Annotated in this window: 23 protein-coding genes and 1 pseudogene; 21 read left to right on the forward strand and 3 right to left on the reverse strand. The window is 56.0% G+C overall.

Features of this window, described 5'->3' with window-relative positions; all coding sequences use genetic code 11:
* The 3 genes from KIH86_RS00610 to coaD form a co-directional block, all read left to right on the forward strand.
* Positions 1-217, forward strand: a 217-nt coding sequence (locus KIH86_RS00610; RefSeq protein WP_223110254.1) for a hypothetical protein, incomplete at its 5' end; no start/stop codon positions are given.
* A gap of 676 nt (positions 218-893) precedes the next feature.
* The gene (gene rsmD, locus KIH86_RS00615; RefSeq protein ID WP_223082710.1) at positions 894-1,484 is read left to right on the forward strand and encodes a 16S rRNA (guanine(966)-N(2))-methyltransferase RsmD; all 591 of its coding nucleotides are present in this window, start codon (positions 894-896) and stop codon (positions 1,482-1,484) included.
* Between the two features lie 3 nt (positions 1,485-1,487).
* Complete coding sequence (coaD, locus tag KIH86_RS00620) at positions 1,488-2,009, forward strand: pantetheine-phosphate adenylyltransferase (protein WP_223082714.1); 522 nt, start codon at positions 1,488-1,490, stop codon at positions 2,007-2,009.
* Here the strand turns inward: coaD and KIH86_RS00625 are convergent.
* The gene (locus tag KIH86_RS00625; protein WP_223082716.1) at positions 1,978-3,234 is read right to left on the reverse strand and encodes a nucleoside recognition domain-containing protein; all 1,257 of its coding nucleotides are present in this window, start codon (positions 3,232-3,234) and stop codon (positions 1,978-1,980) included. The two genes, coaD and KIH86_RS00625, sit on opposite strands and share 32 nt — an antisense overlap.
* A gap of 161 nt (positions 3,235-3,395) precedes the next feature.
* On the opposite strand from KIH86_RS00625, the gene KIH86_RS00630 reads away from it, so the two are divergent.
* Positions 3,396-4,433 (forward strand): SepM family pheromone-processing serine protease, encoded by a 1,038-nt coding sequence (locus KIH86_RS00630; protein ID WP_407672220.1) that lies wholly within the window; start codon positions 3,396-3,398, stop codon positions 4,431-4,433.
* Here KIH86_RS00630 and KIH86_RS00635 read toward each other — a convergent pair.
* Positions 4,423-5,688, reverse strand: coding sequence for a tRNA(Met) cytidine acetate ligase (locus KIH86_RS00635; RefSeq protein WP_223082718.1), 1,266 nt, complete (start codon positions 5,686-5,688; stop codon positions 4,423-4,425). The genes KIH86_RS00630 and KIH86_RS00635 overlap by 11 nt on opposite strands.
* A gap of 159 nt (positions 5,689-5,847) precedes the next feature.
* On the opposite strand from KIH86_RS00635, the gene KIH86_RS00640 reads away from it, so the two are divergent.
* From KIH86_RS00640 to KIH86_RS00705, 14 genes are all read left to right on the forward strand, one after another.
* Positions 5,848-6,360, forward strand: a complete 513-nt coding sequence (locus tag KIH86_RS00640) for a YceD family protein (RefSeq protein WP_223082720.1) — start codon at positions 5,848-5,850, stop codon at positions 6,358-6,360.
* A 61-nt stretch (positions 6,361-6,421) separates the two neighbouring features.
* A complete protein-coding gene (gene rpmF / locus KIH86_RS00645; RefSeq protein ID WP_019911234.1) occupies positions 6,422-6,595 on the forward strand; it encodes a 50S ribosomal protein L32 in 174 nt (57 codons plus the stop codon).
* A gap of 362 nt (positions 6,596-6,957) precedes the next feature.
* Positions 6,958-7,554, forward strand: a complete 597-nt coding sequence (gene fapR, locus KIH86_RS00650; RefSeq protein WP_223082924.1) for a transcription factor FapR — start codon at positions 6,958-6,960, stop codon at positions 7,552-7,554.
* Positions 7,538-8,527, forward strand: coding sequence for a phosphate acyltransferase PlsX (gene plsX / locus KIH86_RS00655; protein ID WP_223082722.1), 990 nt, complete (start codon positions 7,538-7,540; stop codon positions 8,525-8,527). The genes fapR and plsX overlap by 17 nt, the downstream gene beginning before the upstream one ends.
* An 8-nt stretch (positions 8,528-8,535) precedes the next feature.
* Positions 8,536-9,525, forward strand: a complete 990-nt coding sequence (locus KIH86_RS00660) for a beta-ketoacyl-ACP synthase III (RefSeq protein ID WP_223082724.1) — start codon at positions 8,536-8,538, stop codon at positions 9,523-9,525.
* Between the two features lie 21 nt (positions 9,526-9,546).
* A complete protein-coding gene (fabD, locus tag KIH86_RS00665; protein WP_223082726.1) occupies positions 9,547-10,470 on the forward strand; it encodes an ACP S-malonyltransferase in 924 nt (307 codons plus the stop codon).
* A gap of 121 nt (positions 10,471-10,591) precedes the next feature.
* Entirely contained in the window at positions 10,592-11,341 is a 750-nt protein-coding gene (gene fabG, locus KIH86_RS00670; protein WP_223082728.1) for a 3-oxoacyl-[acyl-carrier-protein] reductase, read from the forward strand.
* Between the two features lie 133 nt (positions 11,342-11,474).
* The gene (acpP, locus tag KIH86_RS00675) at positions 11,475-11,708 is read left to right on the forward strand and encodes an acyl carrier protein (protein WP_025334828.1); all 234 of its coding nucleotides are present in this window, start codon (positions 11,475-11,477) and stop codon (positions 11,706-11,708) included.
* A gap of 213 nt (positions 11,709-11,921) precedes the next feature.
* Entirely contained in the window at positions 11,922-13,160 is a 1,239-nt protein-coding gene (gene fabF / locus KIH86_RS00680; protein ID WP_223082730.1) for a beta-ketoacyl-ACP synthase II, read from the forward strand.
* 12 nt (positions 13,161-13,172) lie between these two features.
* On the forward strand, positions 13,173-13,877 hold the full coding sequence (gene rnc, locus KIH86_RS00685; protein ID WP_223082732.1) for a ribonuclease III: 705 nt from the start codon (positions 13,173-13,175) through the stop codon (positions 13,875-13,877).
* A gap of 208 nt (positions 13,878-14,085) precedes the next feature.
* A complete protein-coding gene (locus KIH86_RS00690) occupies positions 14,086-14,436 on the forward strand; it encodes a Na-translocating system protein MpsC family protein (protein WP_223082734.1) in 351 nt (116 codons plus the stop codon).
* Positions 14,437-14,573: 137 nt separating this feature from the next.
* Positions 14,574-16,721: a formate dehydrogenase subunit alpha gene (fdhF, locus tag KIH86_RS00695; protein ID WP_223082736.1), complete on the forward strand. Its 2,148-nt coding sequence runs from the start codon at positions 14,574-14,576 to the stop codon at positions 16,719-16,721.
* Entirely contained in the window at positions 16,714-17,325 is a 612-nt protein-coding gene (locus KIH86_RS00700; RefSeq protein ID WP_223082741.1) for a 4Fe-4S dicluster domain-containing protein, read from the forward strand. The genes fdhF and KIH86_RS00700 overlap by 8 nt, the downstream gene beginning before the upstream one ends.
* 33 nt (positions 17,326-17,358) lie before the next feature.
* On the forward strand, positions 17,359-18,777 hold the full coding sequence (locus tag KIH86_RS00705) for a [FeFe] hydrogenase, group A (RefSeq protein ID WP_223082743.1): 1,419 nt from the start codon (positions 17,359-17,361) through the stop codon (positions 18,775-18,777).
* A 140-nt stretch (positions 18,778-18,917) separates the two neighbouring features.
* Here the strand turns inward: KIH86_RS00705 and KIH86_RS00710 are convergent.
* Positions 18,918-19,769 (reverse strand): annotated as a pseudogene (locus tag KIH86_RS00710) (IS110 family transposase); the annotation flags it as partial.
* A gap of 447 nt (positions 19,770-20,216) precedes the next feature.
* Here KIH86_RS00710 and KIH86_RS00715 point away from each other — a divergent pair.
* The 3 genes from KIH86_RS00715 (at position 20,217) to KIH86_RS00725 (ending at position 23,371) form a co-directional block, all read left to right on the forward strand.
* A complete protein-coding gene (locus KIH86_RS00715; RefSeq protein ID WP_223082745.1) occupies positions 20,217-20,801 on the forward strand; it encodes a 4Fe-4S dicluster domain-containing protein in 585 nt (194 codons plus the stop codon).
* A 28-nt stretch (positions 20,802-20,829) separates the two neighbouring features.
* The gene (gene moaA / locus KIH86_RS00720; protein ID WP_322098658.1) at positions 20,830-21,891 is read left to right on the forward strand and encodes a GTP 3',8-cyclase MoaA; all 1,062 of its coding nucleotides are present in this window, start codon (positions 20,830-20,832) and stop codon (positions 21,889-21,891) included.
* 67 nt (positions 21,892-21,958) lie between these two features.
* Positions 21,959-23,371 carry an aspartate ammonia-lyase gene (locus KIH86_RS00725; RefSeq protein WP_223082926.1) on the forward strand — a complete coding sequence of 471 codons (1,413 nt, stop codon included), beginning with the start codon at positions 21,959-21,961 and terminating at the stop codon, positions 23,369-23,371.
* Positions 23,372-23,388 lie beyond the last annotated feature (17 nt).

A 23,388-nucleotide genomic window follows, 5' to 3' on the forward strand; every position in this document is an offset into this window, starting at 1 on the left:
TTCATTGTTTAAGAGTTTATACGTTACCGCGATACGACGTGGAAGAACTATAAATCAGCAATGGAGTACCTTGTTTTGGGGAACGAGTGACCGCTGGGAGAGTGATCTTTCAGAGGAGCATAAGTACTATTCAGCAGAAGAAAGCGCTCATTTTATATTTGAAAAGTTAAAGAGTACTTTTTCAGAAAAACAAATTTATCAATTTATGAACAGCTAGCGTAGAGGTGTTTCCTTATCAAGGAAAACTATATCAAGGCCAGCCTGGCCGGGCCAGCTCGTAGCGGGTTCCCACGACTCAGCCCCCAAAATTGGGGAGTGAGTTTCGGCCGGTTCCGATCCGGCCATCTTCTGGCGGGTTAGACGCGTTCTCTGTCAATTCCGAGGTTTCGCTTCAATCCTTCTTGCAGGACCTGGCTGAAATTGAGGTGCTGGCGTTCCGCTTCGTCATTGAGCCACTTCGGCACTGTTTAACAACCTTGAGAAAGTTCCTTATCCTATCTGCTGATTTAGGCTTTATTAATGATGAAGACAAATTGAAGCATGATATATTTCGTCAACAATCGAGATTTAATATACAATCGGTCAAGTGTTCAGACGGTTAAAACCCTTATAAAATATGGTTTTATTAAAAAAAATCGAGGCCCTCTTTCGAGGACCTCTTTCATGGGAGAGGAGAAACCGGACGAAGAGCTTATGGGGAAGCGTAAGCCTGCTTCGCGGTTGTCTACGGCATTTCTCAATGCCGATAATGTAAGGATGACCCTGGGTTTCCGGTTTTATACATCGCTTCGAAACCTTTTTTCATTCAGAGCGGGAATGTGGTACGATAGGCGTGAAATAATGTCCCAATAGACGTATTCAAATACAGAGAAACAGAGCAGGTGAAGCAGGCAGTGAGAGTGGTGTCGGGCACAGCGAAAGGAAGACCGCTGAAGAGTGTCCCCGGAACCGGGACGCGTCCTACGACCGATAAGGTCAAGGAGGCGATATTCAGCATGATCGGCCCCTATTTTGACGGAGGCTGCGTCCTTGATTTATTCGCCGGAACAGGCGGTCTGGGAATTGAAGCCCTCAGCCGGGGGATGGAACAGGCCGTTTTTATCGATATGGAGAATAAAGCCATCGATACGGTCCGAAGCAATTTACAGGCAACCGAGTTGGCCGGACAGGCAGAGGTCTACAGGAACGATGCCAAAAAGGCGCTTGGTGCGCTGGAGAAAAGAGGCCGCATTTTTGATCTTGTATTTTTGGACCCGCCATACCGGCATAAATTCGGAGATGAACTGATAGCTTCCATGGCGGACAAAGGGCTTTTGAATAACGAAGCCATTATCGTATTGGAGCATGAATCGGGATACGAATATCCCGAGCATATAGAGGGCTTCAGCCGGCTGCGCCATGTTGTCTACGGCGAAACGGCGGTTTCTATTTATCGATATGGCAGCGGTGACGAGCCGAACGCCGATCAGGAAGAGGGGATTTGAACGATGAGTTTGCAGATTAGAGAGGAACGAATCGCCATTTATCCCGGAAGCTTTGATCCCGTGACGCTGGGACATATCGATATTATTGAACGCGCCGCCAAGCAGTTTGATCGGCTGATCGTGGCCGTACTGAACAACTATAGCAAAAATCCATTATTCACAGTGGACGAACGAACGGAGCTTCTTAGGCAGGTTACAGCGCATCTGCCGAATGTCGAGATCGACAGCTTCCGGGACCTGCTGGCCAATTACGCGAGGCAAAAAAATGCTCGGGTTATCGTCCGGGGCATCCGGACCGTCACCGACTTCGAATATGAGCTGCAGATCGCTACGACCAACAGCAAGTTAAATCCCGAAGCGGAGACGATCTTCATGATGACCAACCCCAAATACTCCTATCTGAGCTCCAGCGTCGTGAAGGAGATCGGTCATTTCGGAGGCGATGTCTCAGATTTCGTAACGCCAGAAGTTGAACGGGCGCTGAAAGTAAAATTCAGCGGGAGTGACGGCGACGTCGCGAAATGAATAAAGCAGCACCTGAGCATGCAGCCAGACCGCATAGAAGAGCTAGAAGGGCGAACAGCAGCGCGGGCGTATAGCTCCAGATCGCCAAGCCGCCTCCATCATCCGCTGCCGGAAGGTACGCAGGTCCGAATGCGGGCAGCGCGGCCTGACGCATTGTCATAAGCGGACGGTAGAGTGCGAGCGTCAGCAGGAAGGCATACAGGCCGTGCAGCAGCCGCCCGCCTGCAAATGGAAGAAACCGGGCACTAGCCGGCTTCAGCGCGGCGAGCGCCAGCAGCTGGGAGCAGAGACCGCCCCAGCCAAGTAGAGCCGAGAGGAGCGCAAGCCCAAGCGGCCCCGTGATTCCGCCGGGCAGTGCGCCTCCGGTGGAGACGAGCGCCTGCGCTCCGAGATGCACTTCAAGCAGGCCGGCGCGCATGGAGCCGGGCAGCTGAGGCAGCAGGCGGCCGGCGATATGGGCCGCCACAGAGAAGGCAATGATGCAGCCGCCGGCCAGCATCAGATTCTGCACGGCGGACGCGACCGAGTCGCCGAGCAGCCTGCCGAAGCCGCGGCCGTCCCGGGCCCGCGCCTCGGCAGCGGCGGCCAACGCCCGCCGCACAAGGGAGGAGCGGCGCTGCGTGCCGCTCTGCGCGGCTGCGCCGCGAGACGGCGGCGCAGGAGCCGCAGCCGCCGGCGGAGCCGTGTCCCGGCGCTGCGCCCGCCGGGACAGGGTAATGCCCGCGGCGAGCCCCGCGAGCCAGTGGACGGCCAGCAGCCCGTAGCCGATGGCGGGGCTGTGCAGCATGGCCGAACCGATCACGATCAGAATCGTGACCGGGCTGGCGAAGTGGGCCAGCGATGCAAGCCGGCCCGCTTCTTCGCTGCTTAGCCGCCCCTGCTTATGCAGCAGGGCGGCGCTGTGAGCGCCTCCGGGGAAGCCGGAGGTCATTCCGAGCGCGAGCGTCCAGCCCGCGCTGCCTGGAAGACGGAGGAGGGGGCGGATCAATGGCTCCATCAGTACGCCTGCGGCATGAACGAAGCCGGAGGCGTTCAGCATTTCCGAGAGCATCAGAAAGGGCATCAGCGCCGGAAAGACCAGAGTCCACCACAGCTTCAGACCCTGAAGCGAGGCGGCGAAGGAGCTTTCGGGCGATTGGATGATCGCTCCCGCAAGCAGCAGGGCGATGCCTCCGGACAGAAAAGGGGCCGTTCTTCGCAGAACAGCGGCCGGATTTCGGCTCATGGTTCAAATCACCTCAATTATCACTTGGGACAGACCCGTTAATAATACTTGTATGCGGAGGCCATGTCCGGCATGCCGAAGCGGTGGAGCTGCATAGAAATGGAAGCAGTTATAAATCCGGAGGAAAGCCCGGGTGCATACGTGGAAAGAGGGGATTACAGTTGAACCGGATGAGAACCAAGACGGGGGTACGCGCGGCGGCCTATTTATTCACCCTGATCATTCTGGTGTATGTGATCGTCTTCATGGCAACGCCATATGTGGTGTACCAGCCTGGCGGAGCCAATGAAGTGGCTCCCATGATCAAGGTGGAGAATGAAGACAAGACCGAATCCGGAACCTTCATGATGACAACCGTGTCGGCCAGTTACGCAAATGTAGCACTTCTGATTTATTCCGCACTGAATCCGAATGCGGAGATCGATAAAAAATCCAAACGGCTGGGCAACCAGACCGAAGAGGAATACGCAGCCACCCAGGTGTATTACATGAGCAGCTCACAGTCCAATGCGGTGGAAGCGGCATACAATGCAGCAGGAATCCCGTATCGGGACAAAACGGAATATCTCTTTGTCTTCTCGGTGCCTGGCGAGATTGGCACGAAACAATTTCAGCCGAGTGACAAAATTATCAGCGTAAGCGGGCAGCATGTGACGGATACGGAAGCGCTGGCCAAGCTCCTGTCCGCTCATAAAATCGGGGACCAGGTGGACGTTGTCCTTAACCGGAGCGGCAAGGAGATCACGGAAAAGGTTACGCTGGTCCCGATCCAGGATAAAGGCAAGACGGAACCGCGGCCGGGCCTTGGGGTCGTAATCGGAGCGGTGCAGAAGGTGGAGCCGACGGAATCGGGCCGGGATGTCAGCTTCACGTCTACGGATGTGGGCGGTCCATCTGCCGGGTTGATGTTCACAATGGAGATTTATAACAAGCTCACACCGGGCGATTTGACAAAAGGATACCGGGTTGCGGGCACTGGAACAATTGATCCTGACGGAAAAGTCGGGGCGATCGGAGGCGTTCAGTTTAAAATTGTTGCCGCCAACCGGAAAGGCGCCGAAATCTTCTTTGTGCCGGCAGCCAATTATGATACCGCCAAAGCCAAGGCCGAGAAAATCGGCAGCCAAATGAAGCTTGTCAAGGTAACAAGCCTGAAGGATGCGCTCGATTATATGAACAAGCTGCCGGTCAAATCATGACCGGCGGCTGCAAATAATCCGCGTAGAGGTCGCGGCGGACAGGCGATGCGAAGGCAGCCGCGTATGCGGAAGCGGCCTGGATATCCCGGCTGAGCTGAGGGTGCTGCAGCCGCGAGGGGGAGGTGACGACGGGAAGCGAGGCTTTCCGTTTCATCTGCTTCAAGAGCTCCCGTCCGCTGCTTCGGAAGCCCAGCACCCGGATGTATCCCGGGCCCTGAGCCAATTTGTCCGGAGCGTATTCCTCCTTGCGGTGTCCGAGCAGGATATGAGCCAGCATTCGCTGCAGCCGGGTGTAGGTATAGCGCTTGCTCTTAAGCCCGGCAAGCAGTCCGCCTACCGAAAAGACTTCAAGTCCGGCAAGAACTTTGGCGAGCCGGTATTCAAGACCTTCATCCACTCCCTGCAGCAGGGACAATTCTTCCGGCGAAGTGGTCAGAAGAAGATGGAGGAGTGTTCCCCGGAAGCTGTCCCAGTCCAGCGGCCCCCTGCCGGCTTCCCGCTCGCGCCGCAGGATGGCCAGGGCGTAATCCGGCATATAGTCCGCCGGAGAAGAGCCCTCCTGGAGCAGCCCTCTGATGGCGGTTGCGCTTGCGATTGTCGTTCCCGGCGCGGCCGGATCATGGAATCCCGCTCCAAGGCGCGGAACGGTCAGCGGCTGGATGCCGCTGCCGAGTCGGCGGAGCGCGATGAGATAATGCAGCCCGAGGCTGTTGTTCGGGCCGCGCAGCAGGGACTCCGCCGCTTCCCCTGACAGGCCGGGGGAAGCGGCGTCCGTCTCCGGCGCGCCTTCGTCTTCGCGCCGGAAGGCCAGGGCCGCCGCCGCGCTGTAGGCGGCGGGGAAGGGCTCGCCGAGCGCCAGGCGGCGCCGGAGCTCGCCCTGCAGGAGGCTGCTCTCATCAGCGAGCAGCCTGGACAGCGGCAGCAGCTCGCTTAAGCTGCCGGCCTCACTGCCGAAGATCAGGCTGTCAACGACGCCTGATGCTTCCAGGAGCGCCGCCGAGCCGTAAGCGAACCATTCGGCGGGCTGAAGCGCGTAGCCGACGGGCAGCTCGAGGACGAGATCGGCGCCCATTCTGAGCGCCATCTCCGTCCGGGCCCGCTTGCTTATAAGCGCCGGCTCGCCGCGCTGGGTGAACGGGCCGCTCATGACGACGACGGCCCGGTCTGCGCCGGACAGCCGTTTGGCTTCCCGGAAATGATGTACATGTCCGTTATGCAACGGGTTGTACTCGGCAATAATTCCTACTGTTGGCAACCAGGTTCACTCCGTTCACTCTTGGTTATGCTAAAATATCGGATGGTTATAGTTATAACATATTACACCCTTGCTTAAGCAGCAATATAAAGGGAAAATGGTTGACAAAGGTCATACATGGTAGGTATAATAAATTTTGTTTGTTTGGAGTGATAATGCATGGAATTTCACTTTCGCAAAATTGCAAATGCCGACGGACCGCTGCATTTCCATGAAATTGTGGATGTGAGCGAGGCTGTTAGAGGACGCAAGGATATTTTGAACGTATCGCCGTTGTCGGCCGATCTCGATGCGCTGCCCGCGGGCACGGACATCGTGGCCGTGGAGGGTAAGCTGAGCGGAGATGCGGACATGCTGTGTGCGCGTTGCTTGAATTTAGTCAAGACCCATATGGATATTCCTTTTGCCGAAGCGTTCAAACGGGGCAAGGAACCGGCAGCACCTGATGAAGACGAGGATGAAGATCTGATTTATGTGGCCGACGAGGCCGTGGATCTGAAGCCTTACGTCGAGGAGAGCTATATGCTCCATCTTCCGCTGTCCGTGCTCTGCGCCGATGACTGCAAGGGACTCTGTCCGACCTGCGGCCATAATTTGAACGAGGGCTCTTGCAGTTGCGACAACACCGTGATCGACCCGCGTCTTGCCGGGTTGAAGGATTTTTTTAAATGAGAATGGCATGGATTTGAAGCTGCCCGATGAGCGGGTTGACTTGAATAAGGAGGTGGAACACATGGCAGTACCTCAACGTAGAACGTCCAAGACACGCCGTGACAAGCGTCGTACGCACTTTAAGCTGGTTGTCCCGGGCATGGTGAAATGTGAACAATGCGGTGAACTGAAGCTTGCTCACCACGTATGCAAAGTGTGCGGAACGTACAAAGCAAGAGAGATCATCAAGCAATAATCGATTTGCCAAACAAAGTAGTACTTCATCTAACGGTGGGGTGCTATTTTTTTGTGCCGTTAACAGGGGGGGACTGATTGGCGGCACAAGGATGACGCTCCGGCATCTGGCAGCTCTCTTAAGATGAAGTATGGATCATGCATTGCCCGGTGAGGATAAAGGGTGGGATCACTGCGTGAACCGGGAGCACAGCAGCGCCGAAGAGCGCTGTGAACGTCGCTCTTTCTTTTTACGGGACTATGCTTTATACTACATACTAGTACCAGGTTCTAAAACTGCAAGGCCGGGATGCACCCCGGAGAGAACCTTAAGCCGGACGTGGCGAACGCGGGACAAGACGGGAGGTGGCCGCCATCGAACGCATATCGAAGAAAGAACGCCAGCGACAGCTGCTGCAAATTATAGATGATAATCCTTTTGTGACCGACCGGGAATTGACCCGTCAGCTGAAGGTCAGCATTCAGACGATTCGGCTGGACCGGATGGAATTGGGTATCCCCGAGCTGAGAGAGCGCATGAAGCAGATGGCGGAGCACAGCTATGATCAGGTGAGATCCCTGTCGGCAGACGAGGTGGTGGGCGACATCGTCGATCTTCAGCTCGACAAGAGCGGGATTTCCATATTCGAGATCCGGGAGGAGCATGTATTCTCCCGCAACGGGATCGCTCGGGGCCACTACGTGTTCGCTCAGGCCAATTCCCTGGCTGTTGCTGTGATTAATGATGAAATTGCGCTTACGGCATCTGCGGATATTCGCTTCGTTCGGATGGTCCGTCTTGGAGAGAAATGCATTTCCAAGGCCTATGTCCGCTCGCTGGCAGGCCGCAGGGGGAAGGCCGAGGTTGAAGTATATACCTATGTGGGCGAGGAAATGGTTTTCCAAGGCCATTTTGTCGTGTACCGTTCGGCCGCGGAAGAATACAGCGAAGGAGGAAGCCGACATGCAGATCGCCATTGACGCAATGGGCGGGGATCATGCGCCGGAGAGCAATGTAGAAGGCGCTTTATCCGCCGCCGCGGAATGGAAGGATACGCAGATCGTGCTTGTAGGCGATGAGGCAAGGCTGGCGCCGCTTCTCAAGGACAAGCCGTCCAATGTGACGGTGCGCCATGCCAGCGAAGTGATCGGTCCCGACGATGAGCCGGTCAAGGCTGTCAGAAGGAAGAAGGATTCATCCATGGTCGTCGCCGGCCGCATGGTGAAGGAAGGTGAAGCCGAGGCGATGATCTCGGCGGGCAACACAGGCGCGCTGATGACGACAGGACTTCTGGTCGTAGGCAGAATGCAGGGGATTGAACGCCCAGCACTGGCTCCTATGATCCCCACGCTGGATGACGTCGGTGTGCTTGCGCTGGACCTCGGCGCGAATATGGACGCTGAGCCGCAGCATCTTGTGCAGTATGCCATGATGGGCAGCATTTACCGCAGCAAGGTGCATGGACTGGCGAATCCCCGCGTGGGTCTGCTGAATGTCGGGACAGAGGCCGGAAAAGGCAGCAAGCTGACGAAGGAAGCTTTTCCTCTGCTGGAGCAGCTTTCCGGAATCAACTTTGTCGGGAATGTGGAAGCCCGGGACGTTCTGACTGGAAACTGTGACGTTCTGGTGTGCGACGGCTTCTCCGGCAATATTTTGCTGAAGTCGCTGGAGGGCACGGCGGGGGCGATGTTCTCGCTGCTCAAAGAGCAGTTCTCCAAATCTCTTAAGACGAAGCTGGCAGCAGCGATGCTGATGCCCGAGCTGCGCGGCCTCAAAGGCAAGCTGGATTACAAGGAGCACGGCGGCGCTCCGCTGCTGGGGTTAAGCGGCCTTGTCGTCAAAGGACATGGTTCGTCGGACGGCAATGCGATCAAGAACGCGGTCCGTCAGGCGCGGATTGCGTTGTCTTCGGGTCTTGTGCCCGGCATATCCAAGGAAATTAGCGGGAAGTGAGTGACAATATGAACAGCTTACGGCCGGTCGGCATTATCGGAACAGGCAAATATGTTCCGGAACGTATTTTGACCAACAGTGATCTTGAGAAGATAGTGGAAACCAATGATGAGTGGATTGTAAGCCGCACAGGCATTCGGGAACGGCATATCGCCGCTCCGGAGGAAGCGACTTCGGATCTCGCATATCACGCCGCGGTCCGGGCTCTCGATTCGGCGGGCATGAAGGCGGAGGACCTGGATCTAATTATCGTGGCCACGGTAACACCGGATACGACGTTTCCTTCGACCGCCTGCATCCTTCAGGACAAGCTGGGCGCCAAAGGCGCAGCGGCGTTCGATCTGTCGGCAGCCTGCTCCGGCTTCGTGTACAGCCTGGCGACAGCAGTCGGATTCATCCAGAACGGCATGTACAACAACGCTCTGATTATCGGTGCGGACACGCTCTCGCGGATCACCGACTACACCGATCGCAATACCTGCGTGCTCTTCGGCGACGGTGCCGGAGCCGTCATCCTCGGCGAAGTTCCGGAGGGTAGAGGCTTCAAGTCGTTTGACCTGGGAGCGGAAGGTGCGGGCGGTACGCTTCTGAAGCTTGAAGGCGGCGGCTCGCGTCTCCCTGCCTCGGCCGAGACGGTGGAAGGGAAGAAGCATTATATCTACATGAACGGACGCGAGGTGTTCAAGTTCGCGGTTCGGGTCATGGGTACCGCGACCGAGAAGGTGCTGGAGAAAGCGGGTCTGACCAAAGAGAATATCGATATCTTTGTACCGCATCAGGCCAATATCCGTATCATCCAGTCCGCTATGCAGCGGCTGGAGCTTCCGCCGGAGAAGGTTGTTATTAATGTAGACAAATACGCGAACACCTCCGCAGCGTCGATTCCGCTTGCGCTTGTCGAAGCCGCCGAGGAAGGCCGCATAAAGGAAGGCGACGCAGTTCTGATGGTCGGCTTCGGCGGCGGCCTGACGTGGGGCGCTTCCATATTGATCTGGTAGGCTGAAGGGAGAATTTCAGTAATGGGCAAAACGGCATTTGTATTTCCCGGTCAGGGAGCGCAGGCAGTCGGCATGGCCAAGGATGTATATGACGCGTTCCCCGCTTCCCGTGCGATATTTGAACAGGGCGACGAGGCGCTGGGCTTCGCGCTGAGCACCCTTGTGTTTGAGGGGCCGGACAGCGAACTCAAGATGACAGCCAACACCCAGCCGGCGCTACTTACGGCCAGCACAGCTCTGCTTGAAGCGCTGAAAGGAAAAGGACTTGAAGCCGACTATGTCGCAGGCCACAGCCTGGGCGAATACAGCGCCCTTGTAGCTGCCGGCGTTCTGTCCTATTCCGATGCCGTCAAGCTGGTGCGTCTTCGCGGCCGCTTCATGGAGGAGGCCGTGCCGAACGGCCAAGGCGCTATGGCAGCCGTTCTTGGCGCGGAGCGCGACAATCTGGCCGCGCTGTGCGCAAGCATTTCGGAGAGTGACGGTCCGGTAGAACTGGCCAATGTCAACTGCCCCGGACAGATTGTTGTCTCGGGTTCGCAGGCAGGCGTTAACGCGGTTGTCCAGCGTGCGAAGGAAGCCGGTGCGAAGCGGGCGATTCCGCTTGAGGTCAGCGGGCCTTTCCATTCTTCCATGATGAAGGAAGCGGCGGAGCGTCTGGAAGCTGAGCTGCTGAAGACCGAGTTCCGTGCGCCGTCGGTACCGGTCGTCGTGAACGTTACGGCGCTTCCGGTAACCGACCCGGAGGAAATCCGGCAGCTTCTGGTTCGTCAGGTGTACTCGCCCGTGCTGTGGCAGGACTCTGTTGAGCGTCTGATTGCCGAAGGCGTGGACACATTTGTGGAAATCGGCTCCGGAAGCGTGCTGGCCGGCCTGATCCGCAAGATCGACAGAAGCGTCAAGGTTATTGGCATCAGCAGTCTGGCGAGCATCGAAGCGCTGGGCTGACCACGGGCGCGAAGGAATTCCGAATCCCTGCAGCGTCTTTCCGGGCATGATTCATGACGTAATTCAAGAAGTGATTCAATGCGCATTCAACACTTGATCCAATAGGAAAGGGGACTCTCCCATGTTCTCAGCATTACGTGGCCAGACAGCCCTTGTCACCGGCGCATCGCGCGGTATCGGCCGCAGCATTGCGCTGGCGCTGGCGGAGCACGGCGTCAAGGTTGCCGTGAACTATTCCGGCAGCGAGGAAGCTGCGCGGGACACCGTTGCCCGCATTGCAGAGCTTGGCTCGGAGGGCATCGCGCTGCGCGGCAATGTCGGCAGCTCCGAAGAGGCCGAGGGCCTTGTGAAGGAGGTGCTCGGCGCCTGGGGCAAGGTTGACATTCTGGTCAACAACGCGGGCATTACCCGTGACAACCTCATTATGCGGATGAAGGAAGAAGAATTCGATCAGGTCATCGAGACGAATCTGAAAGGCGTGTTCAACTGCCTGAAGGCGGTCACCCGTCCGATGATGAAGCAGCGCTATGGCCGGATCATCAATATTTCTTCCGTGGTCGGCGTGACTGGCAACCCCGGTCAGGCGAATTATTCTGCTGCCAAGGCCGGAATTATCGGTCTGACCAAATCCGCGGCCCGTGAGCTTGCTTCGCGCGGCATCACGGTGAACTGCATTGCTCCGGGCTTTATCGACACCGATATGACCCGGGCTCTGTCGGAAGATGTCCGCGCCGATCTGGCGAAGGGTATTCCGCTGGCGCGCCTGGGTCTGCCGGAGGAGATTGCCTCCGCCGTTCTGTTCCTGGCGTCCGAAGGAGCCTCTTACATGACAGGCCAGACGCTGCATGTTGACGGCGGCATGTATATGTAAGCATGATGCCGGCCCCGCGACAGGGGCCGAAAAACGGTGAAATGAGCGCGAAAAGCGCGCCGTAAAGCGTTTTTTTGCTCTATGGTATTTTGTAGTCATTTCTCGTATAATACCCTAAGAGGAGGTGAACCGGATGTCCGATGTACTGGAGCGTGTAAAGCGCATTGTCGTCGACCGCTTAGGCGCTGACGAAGCCGAGGTCACACTTGAAGCATCTTTCAAAGACGATTTGGGAGCTGATTCTCTCGACGTTGTCGAATTGGTTATGGAATTGGAAGATGAATTCGATATGGAAATCTCTGATGAAGACGCAGAGAAAATTACGACCGTGGGTGAAGTTGTAAACTACATACAATCTCATACCTAGAGTCATTGTTTGAAAGTCCCGTACCTGCTAAGGCGGGACTTCTCCTCATTTTTACGGTGATTGTGCCCCCTTAGCCTCGGCTCTTCCGGGGGAAGCATTTCCTGAGCATATTCCAACCGCCGCCGATACTCGCGGCGTTTGCGATTTATAGAGTGATTAACATGAATGCTGACTTAGTTGCAGCTATTCAGCAAACTGATGAGGTGAGTGCGTTTGAGTCATAGAGTGGTTGTTACCGGTATGGGCGTGATTACTGCGCTTGGAAAAGATCTGGATACGTTCTGGGACAGTCTGATGAGCGGTAAATCCGGCGTCTCCAAAGTTGAAGCTTTCGATGTAAGCGAATATCCGACACAAATCGCGGCGGAAATCAAGGATTTTGATCCCGAAGAGCTGTTTGGTCGCAAAGAAGCCCGCAAGATGGACCGTTTCGTCCAGTTCGCTCTGGCGGCGGGACAGAATGCGCTGGATGACAGCGGCCTGAAGATCGGCGAGAATATCGAGGCTGAACGGATCGGTGTATCCGTCGGCTCCGGCATCGGCGGGCTTGGCACCTGGGAAGACCAGCATAATCTGCTGCTCGAGAAAGGTCCCAAACGCGTCAGCCCTTTCTTCATCCCGATGATGATCGCCAATATGGGCTCCGGCCAGCTGTCGATCAGCTTGGGAGCCAAGGGCCCCAATACGACGCAGGTTACTGCCTGCGCCACAGGCAGCCATGCCATCGGCGATTCGATGCGCATGATCCAGCGCGGCGATGCCGATGCGATGGTCTGCGGCGGCGCGGAAGCAACGATCCGTCCGACGGGCATGGCAGGCTTCTGTGCGATGAGAGCCATGTCGACTAGAAACGACGAGCCTGAGAAGGCGAGCCGGCCGTTCGACACGGATCGTGACGGATTTGTCATGGGCGAAGGGGCGGGCATTCTGGTGCTGGAATCCCTGGAGCATGCCCAGGCGCGCGGCGCGAGAATCTATGCCGAAGTTATCGGCTACGGCCTGAGCGGCGACGCTCATCATATGACCGAGCCCGATCCGGATGGCGCTGCACGTTGTATGAAGATGGCGATCCGGGATGCCGGCATTGCGCCTGAAGATATCGATTATATCAATGCGCACGGCACATCCACGCCTGTAGGCGACAAGTCGGAGACGACGGCAATCAAGACGGCGCTGGGCGATCATGCGTACAAGGTGGCGGTAAGCTCCACCAAGTCGATGACAGGCCACCTTCTTGGAGCTGCGGGCGGCGTTGAGGCGATCATCTGCGGACTTTCCCTGAATAAGGGCAAGATTGCGCCTACCATCAATCTGGACAACCAGGACCCGGAATGCGATCTGGACTATGTGCCAAACACACCGCGTGAAGCGGATCTCAATATCGTCATGTCCAATTCCTTCGGATTTGGAGGCCATAACGCGACCGTTATCTTGAAAAAATACAACCAGTAAGGAGAGCGTGCGGTGAATGGGGACCTGAAGCAACTACAAAGTCAACTTCATATTCAATTCCACGATTCTCAGCTACTGAAGCAGGCATTTACCCATGCCTCTTATGTCAACGAGCACCGCTTCAACCAGCACCAGGACAACGAGCGCCTTGAATTTCTGGGCGACGCGGTTCTGGAGCTGACGGTTTCCGAATATTTATACCATCTCCTTCCGGACCGTCCGGAAGGAGAGCTGACCAAGCTGCGCGCCGCGATCGTCTGCGAGCCGTCGCTGGTCAAGTTCGCCGAGAAGCTGGATTTTGGACATTACGTCCTGCTCGGCAAAGGCGAGGAACTGACGGGAGGACGCACCCGGCCGGCATTGCTGGCCGATGTGTTCGAATCCTTCGTGGGGGCGCTTTACCTGGATCAGGGCCTGGACGCCGTCCGGCGGTTTCTGGATGAGTACGTGCTCCCGCTTGTGGAGACCGACGGCAAGCTGCAGCTTGGCGTCAGCGACTTCAAGACCGAGCTGCAGGAGCTGATCCAGCACCACGGGATGGGAATTCTGGAATACCGGATTGTTGAGGAACGCGGCCCGGCGCATGAGCGTGAGTTTGTATCCGAGGTCAGCATGAGCAGCCGCCTTCTCGGCCGGGGAAGCGGCCGTTCCAAGAAGGAAGCGGAGCAGCAGGCCGCGGCGGCCGCGCTAAAGCGGTTGAACGAAGGCGGCGTGTGAGGTTGATGGATTGATATGATGGGGGCGGCAAGGATTGATCTTTCAAGATAGGGATCAGTCTTTGCCGCCCTTTTTCATATGTTTATGGGGGGAACTTCACGACTCGAAATGTCCAATTTTTATCGTTTGACAAGGCAAAGTGGAAAGGTTTAACATGTAATTAATTCTTATATATTCCAAAAAATACAGGCGGATCAGAGGTGTTTGAATGACTGAGTCGGAATTCGAATGCCAGGAGAAGATTAGAAGATTGGCCGTGAAGATTGTGAAGCATTACAGAGGCAGAGGGCCGGACAACGTGAAGGTGAGGATGGAGAATTCACCGGTAATTACAGTTGAGATTAAAGGGATTCTCTCGAACTTATCCGAAATTTTAATGAAAGAAGGCGCAGAGCAGCTGGTTGCTGATTACTGGAAGATACTGAAACCCCACTTGGAGAAAGAGTATATGAGCGAGTTGAAGGAAGCGATCGGCGGCGCGTTTACGTACACCTGGAGGATGCTGAATCACTCTCCGTCCGACAGGCGAATTGTCGTGCAACTGAATACATCGGTTTGATTGAAGAGAAAGAGCATTACTCATGCTTCTTCGCTTTTTAATAAGCCATTACACGGACTGGTCTTGAGTTCAGCTGTGTATTGGCTTTTTTTATTTTGTTTTTTACTGATTATAGGGATGAAAGGATGACTCCACCAATGGTAGACAAAATCTTAACAGTCTGTCCATACTGCGGAAGCGGCTGCAATCTGAATTTGATCGTCGAGGACGGAAAGGTCGTAGGCGCCGAACCGGCGAATGGCAGAACGAACGAAGGCACTTTATGTCTGAAGGGTCATTATGGCTGGGATTTCTTGAATGATCCGAAGATTTTGACGGCCCGCCTCAGAAAACCCATGATCCGCAAAGAGGGGGTTCTTAAGGAAGTCCCTTGGGAAGAAGCGATACGCTATACGGCCGACCGCCTGCTGGCTATCAAAGATGAATACGGCCCGGATTCCATTATGGGAACGGGTTCGGCGCGCGGACCGGGGAATGAAGCCAACTATGTGATGCAGAAATTTATGCGCGCTGTAATCGGCACCAACAACATTGATCACTGTGCGAGAGTCTGTCATGGACCTTCTGTGGCGGGGCTCAGCTACTCGCTAGGCGACGGAGCTATGTCCAATTCGATTCCGGAGATTGAGGATGCCGATCTGCTCCTGATCTTCGGGTACAACGCTCCTGTAACCCATCCGATTGTAGCCGGAAGAATCGTAAAGGCGAAGCAGAAGGGCGCCACGATCATTGTATGCGATCCCCGGAAGACGGAATCGGCGCGGCTTGCAGATACCTGGCTTCCCCTTAAAGGCGGAACGAATATGGCGCTTGTCAATGCTTTTGGGCATGTGCTGATCGAGGAGCAGTTATACGATGAGAATTACGTTGCCAAGCATGTTGAAGGTCTAGCCGAATATATAGAAAATGTGCGGACATACACGCCTGAATATGCGGAGGGAATCACTGGCGTCAAAGCCGCCGACATCCGTAAGGCAATGCGGCAGTATGCCGGGTCGAAGAAAGCGATGATTCTGTACGGCATGGGTGTATGCCAGTTCTCCCAGGCGGTCGATGTCGTGAAGGGATTGGCTTCATTGGCTTTGTTGACAGGCAATTTCGGAAGATCCTCGGTCGGCATTGGACCGGTCCGCGGCCAGAACAATGTGCAGGGTTCCTGCGACATGGGGGCGCTGCCCAACGTATACCCGGGCTACCAATCGGTCACGGATGCTAAAGTTCGCGCCAAGTTCGAGAAAGCATGGGGAGTCAAGCTGCCCGACAAGAAAGGGTATCATTTGACGGAGATTCCTCACCTGACGCTTAAGGAAGACAAGGTTAAAGCTTTTTACATTTTTGGCGAAGATCCGGTGCAGAGTGATCCCAATGCGGCTGAAGTGAGAGAGATGCTCGATAAAATGGAGTTCGTCGTCGTCCAGGATATTTTCATGAACAAAACGGCGCTGCATGCCGATGTGATTCTGCCGGCTACCTCCTGGGGCGAGCATGACGGCGTGTATTCCTCTGCGGACCGCGGGTTTCAACGTATTCGCAAAGCCGTGGAGCCACCAAAGGGCACGAAACCCGACTGGCAGATTATCTGCGAAATTGCCACCGCGATGGGCTATCCGATGAGCTACAATTCGACCGAGGAAATCTGGGATGAGATGAGGGGACTGTGCCCGAAATTCGCCGGGGCCAGCTATAAGAAGATGGAGGAGCAGGGGAGCGTGCAATGGCCTTGTCCGACAGAGGATCATCCGGGAACGCCTTATCTATATGAGGGGAACCGCTTCTCGACGCCGAACGGCAAGGGCCTGCTGTTCGCCTGTGAATGGAGAGCTCCGCTGGAGCAGCCCGACCGGGAATATCCTTTGACGCTGTCCACCGTCCGCGAAGTCGGTCACTATTCCGTCCGAACCATGACAGGGAACTGCCGGGCATTAAGCCAGCTGTCCGATGAGCCCGGGTATATTCAAATCAGTCCGGAGGATGCCCGAAAACTCGGGATTGAGGATGGGCATCTCCTGAAGGTCATATCACGCCGCGGGAGAATAACCGCCAGAGCACAGGTCAGCGAACGGGTGAAGGCCGGAGCGACTTATATGACCTACCATTTCTGGATTGGCGCTTGTAATGAGCTGACCGTCGATGCCCTTGATCCGATCTCGAAGACGCCTGAGTTCAAGTACTGCGCCATACGTTTGGAGAGAATCCCGGACCAGCAGCAGGCCGAGCTTCAGATTCAAGAGCAGTACGAGTCGCTTAGACGGCAAATGCTGGCAGGGGCGGGAGCGCATGAATGACGGTCAGGCCAATTCGTTCGTCATTGCCGACCCGGAGAAATGTATCGGCTGTAAAGCTTGTGAAATCGCCTGCTTCGCCGTTCATAACCGGTATAACGGTGTTGGCGCAGCGGCGGGCACTGTAAATGTGCCGGTGATCCCGAGGCTGTATGTCATCCGGACGGACAGCCTCACGATGCCGGTTCAATGCAGACATTGCGAGAACGCCCCTTGCGCCGAGGCGTGTCCGGTAAACGCGATTATCCAGCAGGACGGGGCGATTCAAGTCGATGAAGCCAGGTGTATCGGCTGCAAGTCCTGTCCGCTTGCCTGTCCTTTTGGGGCGATCGCTCTGTTCCAGGCTTACAGCGGAGGCTCCGAAAATAACAATACCCGTCTTAAAAAGCGCCAGGATGCAGCATTGGAACGGAAGACGAGAATCATTGCCTACAAATGTGATTTATGCCGGGGTGCATTGCCTTCTGAAGAGCGTGAAGAGTCGGGTGATCAGTTGGGAGAGCGAACGCCCTGGTGCGTATCGGTATGTCCCGAAGAGGCACTGACGCTTATGACTCCCGTTAAGAAGGAAATGAGCACAAGGCTTGCGGCAGTTCGGCGGCTGTGACCAATCCATGATGAAAAGAAGGTTAATTGTAAAATGCCATCATCCATCGAACCGATCATTCATATCGATCAGGAGCTGTGTACCGGCTGCAGACGCTGCGCGTCTGTATGCCCGGTCGATGCCATTATTGGTGAACGGAGAAGTCCCCAATCGGTTGATCCGGAACGCTGCGTTATTTGCGGACAATGCGTGCAGGTATGCAGCGCCTATGCTGCCGAAGGCGATCCCAGAATGACCACCGCGACCCGCAGTGATAAGCTGCGGCAGAGAGGCCAGCTTCAGAGCGTGAACGAGCCTTTATTCGCCGCGTATTCAGCCGGACACGCGCCGAAGCTGCGCGAGGCGCTGGATGATCCGAAGCGCTTCAACATCGTGCAGTGCGCACCCGTTATCCGTGTGTCGCTTGCCGAGGAATTCGGCATGCCGTTCGGAACGCTGACGCCGGGGAAGATGGCCTCAGCTCTAAGACGAGTGGGCTTCGACCGGATCTATGATACCAATTTCGGAGCGGACGTTACGATTATGGAGGAGGGAGCCGAGCTGATCGGCCGGGTGATGGCTGGCGAGGCGCTGCCGATGTTCACCTCCTGCTGTCCGGCCTGGGTGAAGCATGCCGAGACAGCAGCGCCTCATCTTCTGCATCATCTCTCCAGCTGCAAGTCCCCGATGCAGATGGTTGGCGCACTGGCCAAGACATATGGCGCCAAGGCCGAAGGCGTCTCCCCGGGCGACATGTTCAGCGTGGCGGTGATGCCCTGTACCTGCAAGAAATTCGAGTCAAGCCGGGAAGAGATGACGGTTGACGGACAACGTGAAGTCGACCTGGTTATCACGACAAGAGAACTGGCTCAGCTTATCAAGGATAAAGGCATTGATTTCAACAATCTGCCCGACGAGCCGTTCGATTCTCCGCTTGGCCTGTATTCGGGCGCGGGGACGATTTTCGGGGCGACAGGCGGTGTGATGGAAGCCGCAATCCGTACCGGATATGAGCTGGTGACGCATCAGGCCCTTCCTGATCTGCGGCTGGAGTTTATCAGAGGAGATGAAGGGCTCCGCACGGCAACGGTACAGCTCGGGGATTTGGAGCTGAAGGTCGCCATTGTGGCGGGGCTCAAATACGTCCACAGCATTCTGGAGGAAGTGTCAAAGGGCGAAAGCCCGTATCATTTCATCGAAGTGATGGCATGTCCGGAAGGCTGCGTCAGCGGCGGCGGGCAGCCGAAGCTGCTGCTGGAGAGAGACCGCAAGGCCGCATATGCGGCCAGAAAGGCATCGATCTACAGTCATGATTCCACATTGAAAATACGCAAATCGCATGAGAATCCGGCCATTGTCAAATTGTATGATGATTATTTGGGCGAGCCGTTAGGCGAGGTGTCCCATCATCTGCTGCATACGAAGTTCTGCTCAAGAAGCCCTAAGTCCAGCGGTATGATGTCAAGTCCCTGAGTTGTGCGAATTGGAAATTTCCCAGGCTCATCAAGGAAGAAGTCACGAAAAAAAGGCGCATCGAAACAAACCCAGCTGAAAATTCAATCATATACCAGAATTTTACTGGGAATTTACTGAAGGACTTGGCGAAGAAGGCGTTAATGCTTCGCGCTATTCACCTTCCTTCGAGGCGTATAGAGTTGGCTGTTGCGTAGCCGCACATCGACCAGACGCACGAGTTTTCTTGCCGTTAAGACGAGGGCGCGTTTGTGTTGATTTCTGGGCACTTCGTTATATTTCTTCCGGTAGTACACACCGAATTCCTCATCGCGCAATCGAACCGAGTTCCCGGCGGCGTAGACCTTGCCGATGCCGGGCACTGACAGGAGGCACTGCGCGCCCGGGATGCCGTCCAGAATGCGTTCAATGGCCTTGTCCAGATCCTTGAGTTGCTTCTGGATGCTGCGAATGGACTCGATGGACGTGCCGAGCACAAGGTCAATGGAATCTTCCACGACCTTCGATAACCGGTAGGAGGCGCGGGCGGCTTGCTGGATGCAGCGAGCCACGCGTTCAGGGTCGGGGAAGCGATTCCGCCCCTTGTCCCGCAGATAGTCAGCCAGGTCGGTAACATTCATCTCGGCAATGTCATCGAGGCTGAACTTCTCCGAGAGCATTTCCATGAGGGCGTGGCCGAATACCGAACTGTCCACTTCGGTGGTGAAGGCATTGCACTTGTAGAACAGGTTCTGCAAGAAGTATTGCTTCTCCCGAGCGAGGTTGTGTACCAGGTGGAACCGCATGCGCGTGAGGCGCTGGAGCGCGATATACTGCTCCTGCATGACGAGGGTGGTCGTCAGGCGGCCGAAGCGAAGGCGATCCGCAATGACCCAGGCATCCAGACGGTCGGTCTTGTCCATGTCAGCGTAGGCTTCGCGGAACTTGCAGATGAGCTTGGGGTTCAGCGTAAACACCTTGGTCTTGCGCTCACGAAGTGCCGGGTCCTGGTGGCTTGGGAGCTCACGTCAATTCCGACAAAAAGCTTCAAGGGAAATTCCTCCTTTCCTTTAGGGATTGAGGGAATGGACGCTCCGGGATGCCTCCGGCGCACGCGCCCAACCGCACCCTCGCGTATGAGAACACGCTTCGGTCCATGAGCTGCCCTGGGTCTGCTAAAGCCAGGCATGGGCTGCCGAAGGGAACAGCCAGCGGGTAAGAAGTTCGGACGCGTACCGGAGAAACAGACTTAAGAAGTAGACGAGACTACGGGAGGCGCAAGAATATCCCCGAATGAATCCTAAGATTCATTGTCCAGAAGCACGCCGGAAAGTCCAGTCCCTGATTCGATGTTCAAGGAGCAAGTGACTGGTAAATCTTCGAGTGGCCGCTAGTCCTCTCGGGGACTGGAAATTAGCTTATACAGGGCTTTTGAAAATACTATACGAGGAGGAGTAGTGATGAACAGCTTTGTACTGGCTGATCCGGGCAAATGCATCGGCTGTCATACTTGCGAGGCAGCCTGTATTGTCGCCCATTCGGATCAGCGGATTTTTGAGGCGGGTGACGAAGAAGTGGTCTATTATCCGCGATTGACCGTTGTGGAGACGGAGGATGTGACCGCCCCTGTTCAGTGCAGACACTGTGAGGATGCCCCCTGCGCCAATGTCTGTCCGAACGGATCGATCACGAACCGGGATCACAGCATTTTTATTAATCAGGATACATGCATTGGCTGCAAGACCTGCGCCGTTGTGTGTCCTTATGGGGCAATCACCATGGTTGCCGCCTACCATGAAGGGCGGAAGCAGCTGCAGCGCGGCCTTCGCGTTCAATCCGGGAATGTCTGGAGCCAAAAGGCCAGAATGGTCGCGAACAAATGCGATTTATGCGAAGATACCGGAGCCGGACCGGAATGTGTGCGGGTGTGTCCGACTCATGCGCTTCAGTTCGTCGATGCCTCACAGATAGATGAGTCAATCGCCCGGAAGCGGACGGATACGGTGCAGATGCTGCAATCGTATGGAGGATTTGGCGGCTACTAATACATCGGGGTACTAACCGGAAAGCAAGGTGAACAATGTGACCGATCGGCTGGTCGATTCTTTTGGCCGTGTGCATAATTATGTCCGCATTTCCGTTACGGACCTCTGTAATTTGGGCTGTCAATATTGCAGACCGGGAAGCTCTCTTGGCTGCAAGGTGAAGTCGGAGCTGCTCAGTTTTGACCAATTGGCGGCGCTTGTTGAGGTTCTGGCCCATATGGGGGTCACGAAGGTTAGGCTGACCGGAGGCGAACCGCTGCTGCGTCCCCGGCTGGAGGCGCTCATCGGAAGACTGAGCCGAATTAAAGGAATCAGCCAAATCGGGCTGACCACCAACGGGATGCTCCTGGGGCCAAGGGCTTCTCTGCTTAGGCAGGCTGGATTAACCGACGTCAACATCAGCATCGATTCACTGGTGCCGGAACGGTATGCCGGAATAACAGGCGGCGGAGATTTCAACAGGGTGATCAAGTCGATTGAAAGCTCATGCAAAGCGGGGTTTGACAAGGTCAAGCTCAACGTTGTGCTGATGCATGGAGTGAATGATGACGAAATTGAAGCTTTTTTAAAGCTAACGGTTAACTACCCGCTCTTCATCCGCTTCATTGAATACATGCCGATCGGAGACCGGATTCAGGATTGGAGATCGGAGTATATGCCGGCGGAGAGTATTCTGATGCGCTGTGAGGAAAAGGGCTGGCAGATTGAACCGGCCGGAGGCAGCGGAAGTACTGGTAGCACCGGCGGGCTAAAGGATGAGCTTCAGGAGGAGCATGAGATATCGGGGCCGGCAAGGTACTACCGGATCGCAGGGGCTGCGGGGGAGTTCGGTTTGATCAGCCCGGTCAGCCGGCATTTCTGCGGGAGCTGCAACCGGCTCAGAATTACGGCGAACGGCTGCGTCAAGCCTTGTCTCTATTGGAACGAGGAATGGGATTTGAAGCCATACATCGGTGATGAAGAGGGGCTGCGGCGCATACTCCTCCAATCGCTGGCGAGCAAGCCGCTGCGCCATGAAATGACGATCGTGCCGAAAGACATTGCCTCCCAGCCGTATACACTGCGCCAAATGTCGCAGATCGGAGGGTGATGCGCAAATGTGCGACAAGAGCGTTGAGAGTGGCAAGAGCAGCAAGAGCAGCAAGAGCGAAGAATCAATGTTTCGTGTGGAAAAAGACATATTAGGCTCTGCTTCCGTTCCAAAGGACGCCTATTACGGGATTCATACCTTGAGAGCCAGGGACAACTTCCCGATCAGCGGCCGGCCGGTCAACCGCCGGATCATACACGCTCTGGTACTAGTCAAAAAAGCTGCGGCCAAAGTGAACGGCAGGCTCGGTTATTTGGCCGAATCCGTCTCCGGCGCGATTCAGGCCGCCTGCGATGAGCTGCTGTCCGGCATGCTGGATGACCAGTTCCTGACAGACGCTTACCAGGGTGGAGCGGGGACGAGCACTAATATGAATGTGAATGAAGTGATCGCGAGCCGCGCAATCGAGCATTTGGAAGGGACCAGGGGCGATTATCGGCTGATCCATCCGATCGATCACGTCAATCTCCACCAATCGACGAATGATGTGTATCCGACCGCGCTCCGGATTGCCGCCATTCCGCTGCTGCGTACGCTGAGCGGCCAGCTGGCGCTGCTGCAGGAAGGGCTGCAGATGAAGGAGAAGGAATTTGCCGACATCATGAGGCTTGGACGGACTCAGCTGATGGACGCGCTGCCGATTATGGCCGGCCACAGCTTCGGCGCGTATGCCAAAGCCGTGGCGCGGGACCGCTGGCGGCTCTATAAAGCGGAGGAACGGCTGCGCGAGATCAACCTCGGCGGGACGGCGGTAGGCACCGGCATGAATGCGCCGCTGCCTTATGTGTACGGCGCTGCCGAGGAGCTTCGGGAAATGAGTGGGCTTGGATTAAGCCGCAGCGATTTCCCGATGGATGTTACGCAGAATATGGATGTATTCGTTGAGGTATCCGGGCTGCTCAAAGCCTCGGCAGTGAATCTGCTGAAGATCTCGGGCGACTTCAGGCTGTTGAATTCCGGACCGGACGGAGGGATCGGCGAATACAAGCTCCCCTCTGTGCAAGTCGGTTCTTCCCTCATGCCCGGCAAGGTCAATCCCGTCATCGCCGAGATGGCAGGGAGCGTCTCTATGAGGGTTATAGCCAATGATACGGCTATAACCCTTGCTGCGGCATCCGGACAGCTCGAACTGAACGCGTTCATTCCTTTGATCGCCGAGTCGCTCCTGGAATCGCTTGAGCTGATGACGCATGCCGTACCGGTGTTTCTTGAACGATGTGTTGCTGGAATAGAGCTGGACCGTGACCGATGCAGCGATCACTTGATTCGCTCGGGCGTCATGGCTGCCGCCGCTGTGCCGTATGTCGGGTATGATGCGGCAGCTGAGCTGCACAAGGAAGCTGCGGCAACGGGCAGGACGCTTGCCGAGCTGCTGCGGGAGCGGGAGGGAATGACGGAGAGGGAGGCCTCCGCGGTTCTTCAGCAGCATCAATCAGTGAAGCCGGGCATTCCGGGGCGGACAGAATCTGACTCACTATAATGAAGGAAGCGGAAGGG

The organism is Paenibacillus sinensis (genome assembly GCF_019904155.1).
GTDB lineage: Bacteria > Bacillota > Bacilli > Paenibacillales > Paenibacillaceae > Paenibacillus_AQ > Paenibacillus_AQ sinensis.

What these genes read in the sequence shown, in the direction of transcription:
- coaD (WP_223082714.1), top strand. Translation starts at nt 1,488, where the DNA reads ATGAGTTTGCAGATTAGAGAGGAACGAATCGCCATTTATCCCGGAAGC.
- KIH86_RS00625 (WP_223082716.1), bottom strand. Translation starts at nt 3,234, where the DNA reads ATGAGCCGAAATCCGGCCGCTGTTCTGCGAAGAACGGCCCCTTTTCTG.
- KIH86_RS00640 (WP_223082720.1), top strand. Translation starts at nt 5,848, where the DNA reads ATGGAATTTCACTTTCGCAAAATTGCAAATGCCGACGGACCGCTGCAT.
- rpmF (WP_019911234.1), top strand. Translation starts at nt 6,422, where the DNA reads ATGGCAGTACCTCAACGTAGAACGTCCAAGACACGCCGTGACAAGCGT.
- plsX (WP_223082722.1), top strand. Translation starts at nt 7,538, where the DNA reads ATGCAGATCGCCATTGACGCAATGGGCGGGGATCATGCGCCGGAGAGC.
- KIH86_RS00660 (WP_223082724.1), top strand. Translation starts at nt 8,536, where the DNA reads ATGAACAGCTTACGGCCGGTCGGCATTATCGGAACAGGCAAATATGTT.
- fabD (WP_223082726.1), top strand. Translation starts at nt 9,547, where the DNA reads ATGGGCAAAACGGCATTTGTATTTCCCGGTCAGGGAGCGCAGGCAGTC.
- fabG (WP_223082728.1), top strand. Translation starts at nt 10,592, where the DNA reads ATGTTCTCAGCATTACGTGGCCAGACAGCCCTTGTCACCGGCGCATCG.
- acpP (WP_025334828.1), top strand. Translation starts at nt 11,475, where the DNA reads ATGTCCGATGTACTGGAGCGTGTAAAGCGCATTGTCGTCGACCGCTTA.
- KIH86_RS00690 (WP_223082734.1), top strand. Translation starts at nt 14,086, where the DNA reads ATGACTGAGTCGGAATTCGAATGCCAGGAGAAGATTAGAAGATTGGCC.
- fdhF (WP_223082736.1), top strand. Translation starts at nt 14,574, where the DNA reads ATGGTAGACAAAATCTTAACAGTCTGTCCATACTGCGGAAGCGGCTGC.
- KIH86_RS00700 (WP_223082741.1), top strand. Translation starts at nt 16,714, where the DNA reads ATGAATGACGGTCAGGCCAATTCGTTCGTCATTGCCGACCCGGAGAAA.
- KIH86_RS00705 (WP_223082743.1), top strand. Translation starts at nt 17,359, where the DNA reads ATGCCATCATCCATCGAACCGATCATTCATATCGATCAGGAGCTGTGT.
- KIH86_RS00715 (WP_223082745.1), top strand. Translation starts at nt 20,217, where the DNA reads ATGAACAGCTTTGTACTGGCTGATCCGGGCAAATGCATCGGCTGTCAT.
- KIH86_RS00725 (WP_223082926.1), top strand. Translation starts at nt 21,959, where the DNA reads ATGTTTCGTGTGGAAAAAGACATATTAGGCTCTGCTTCCGTTCCAAAG.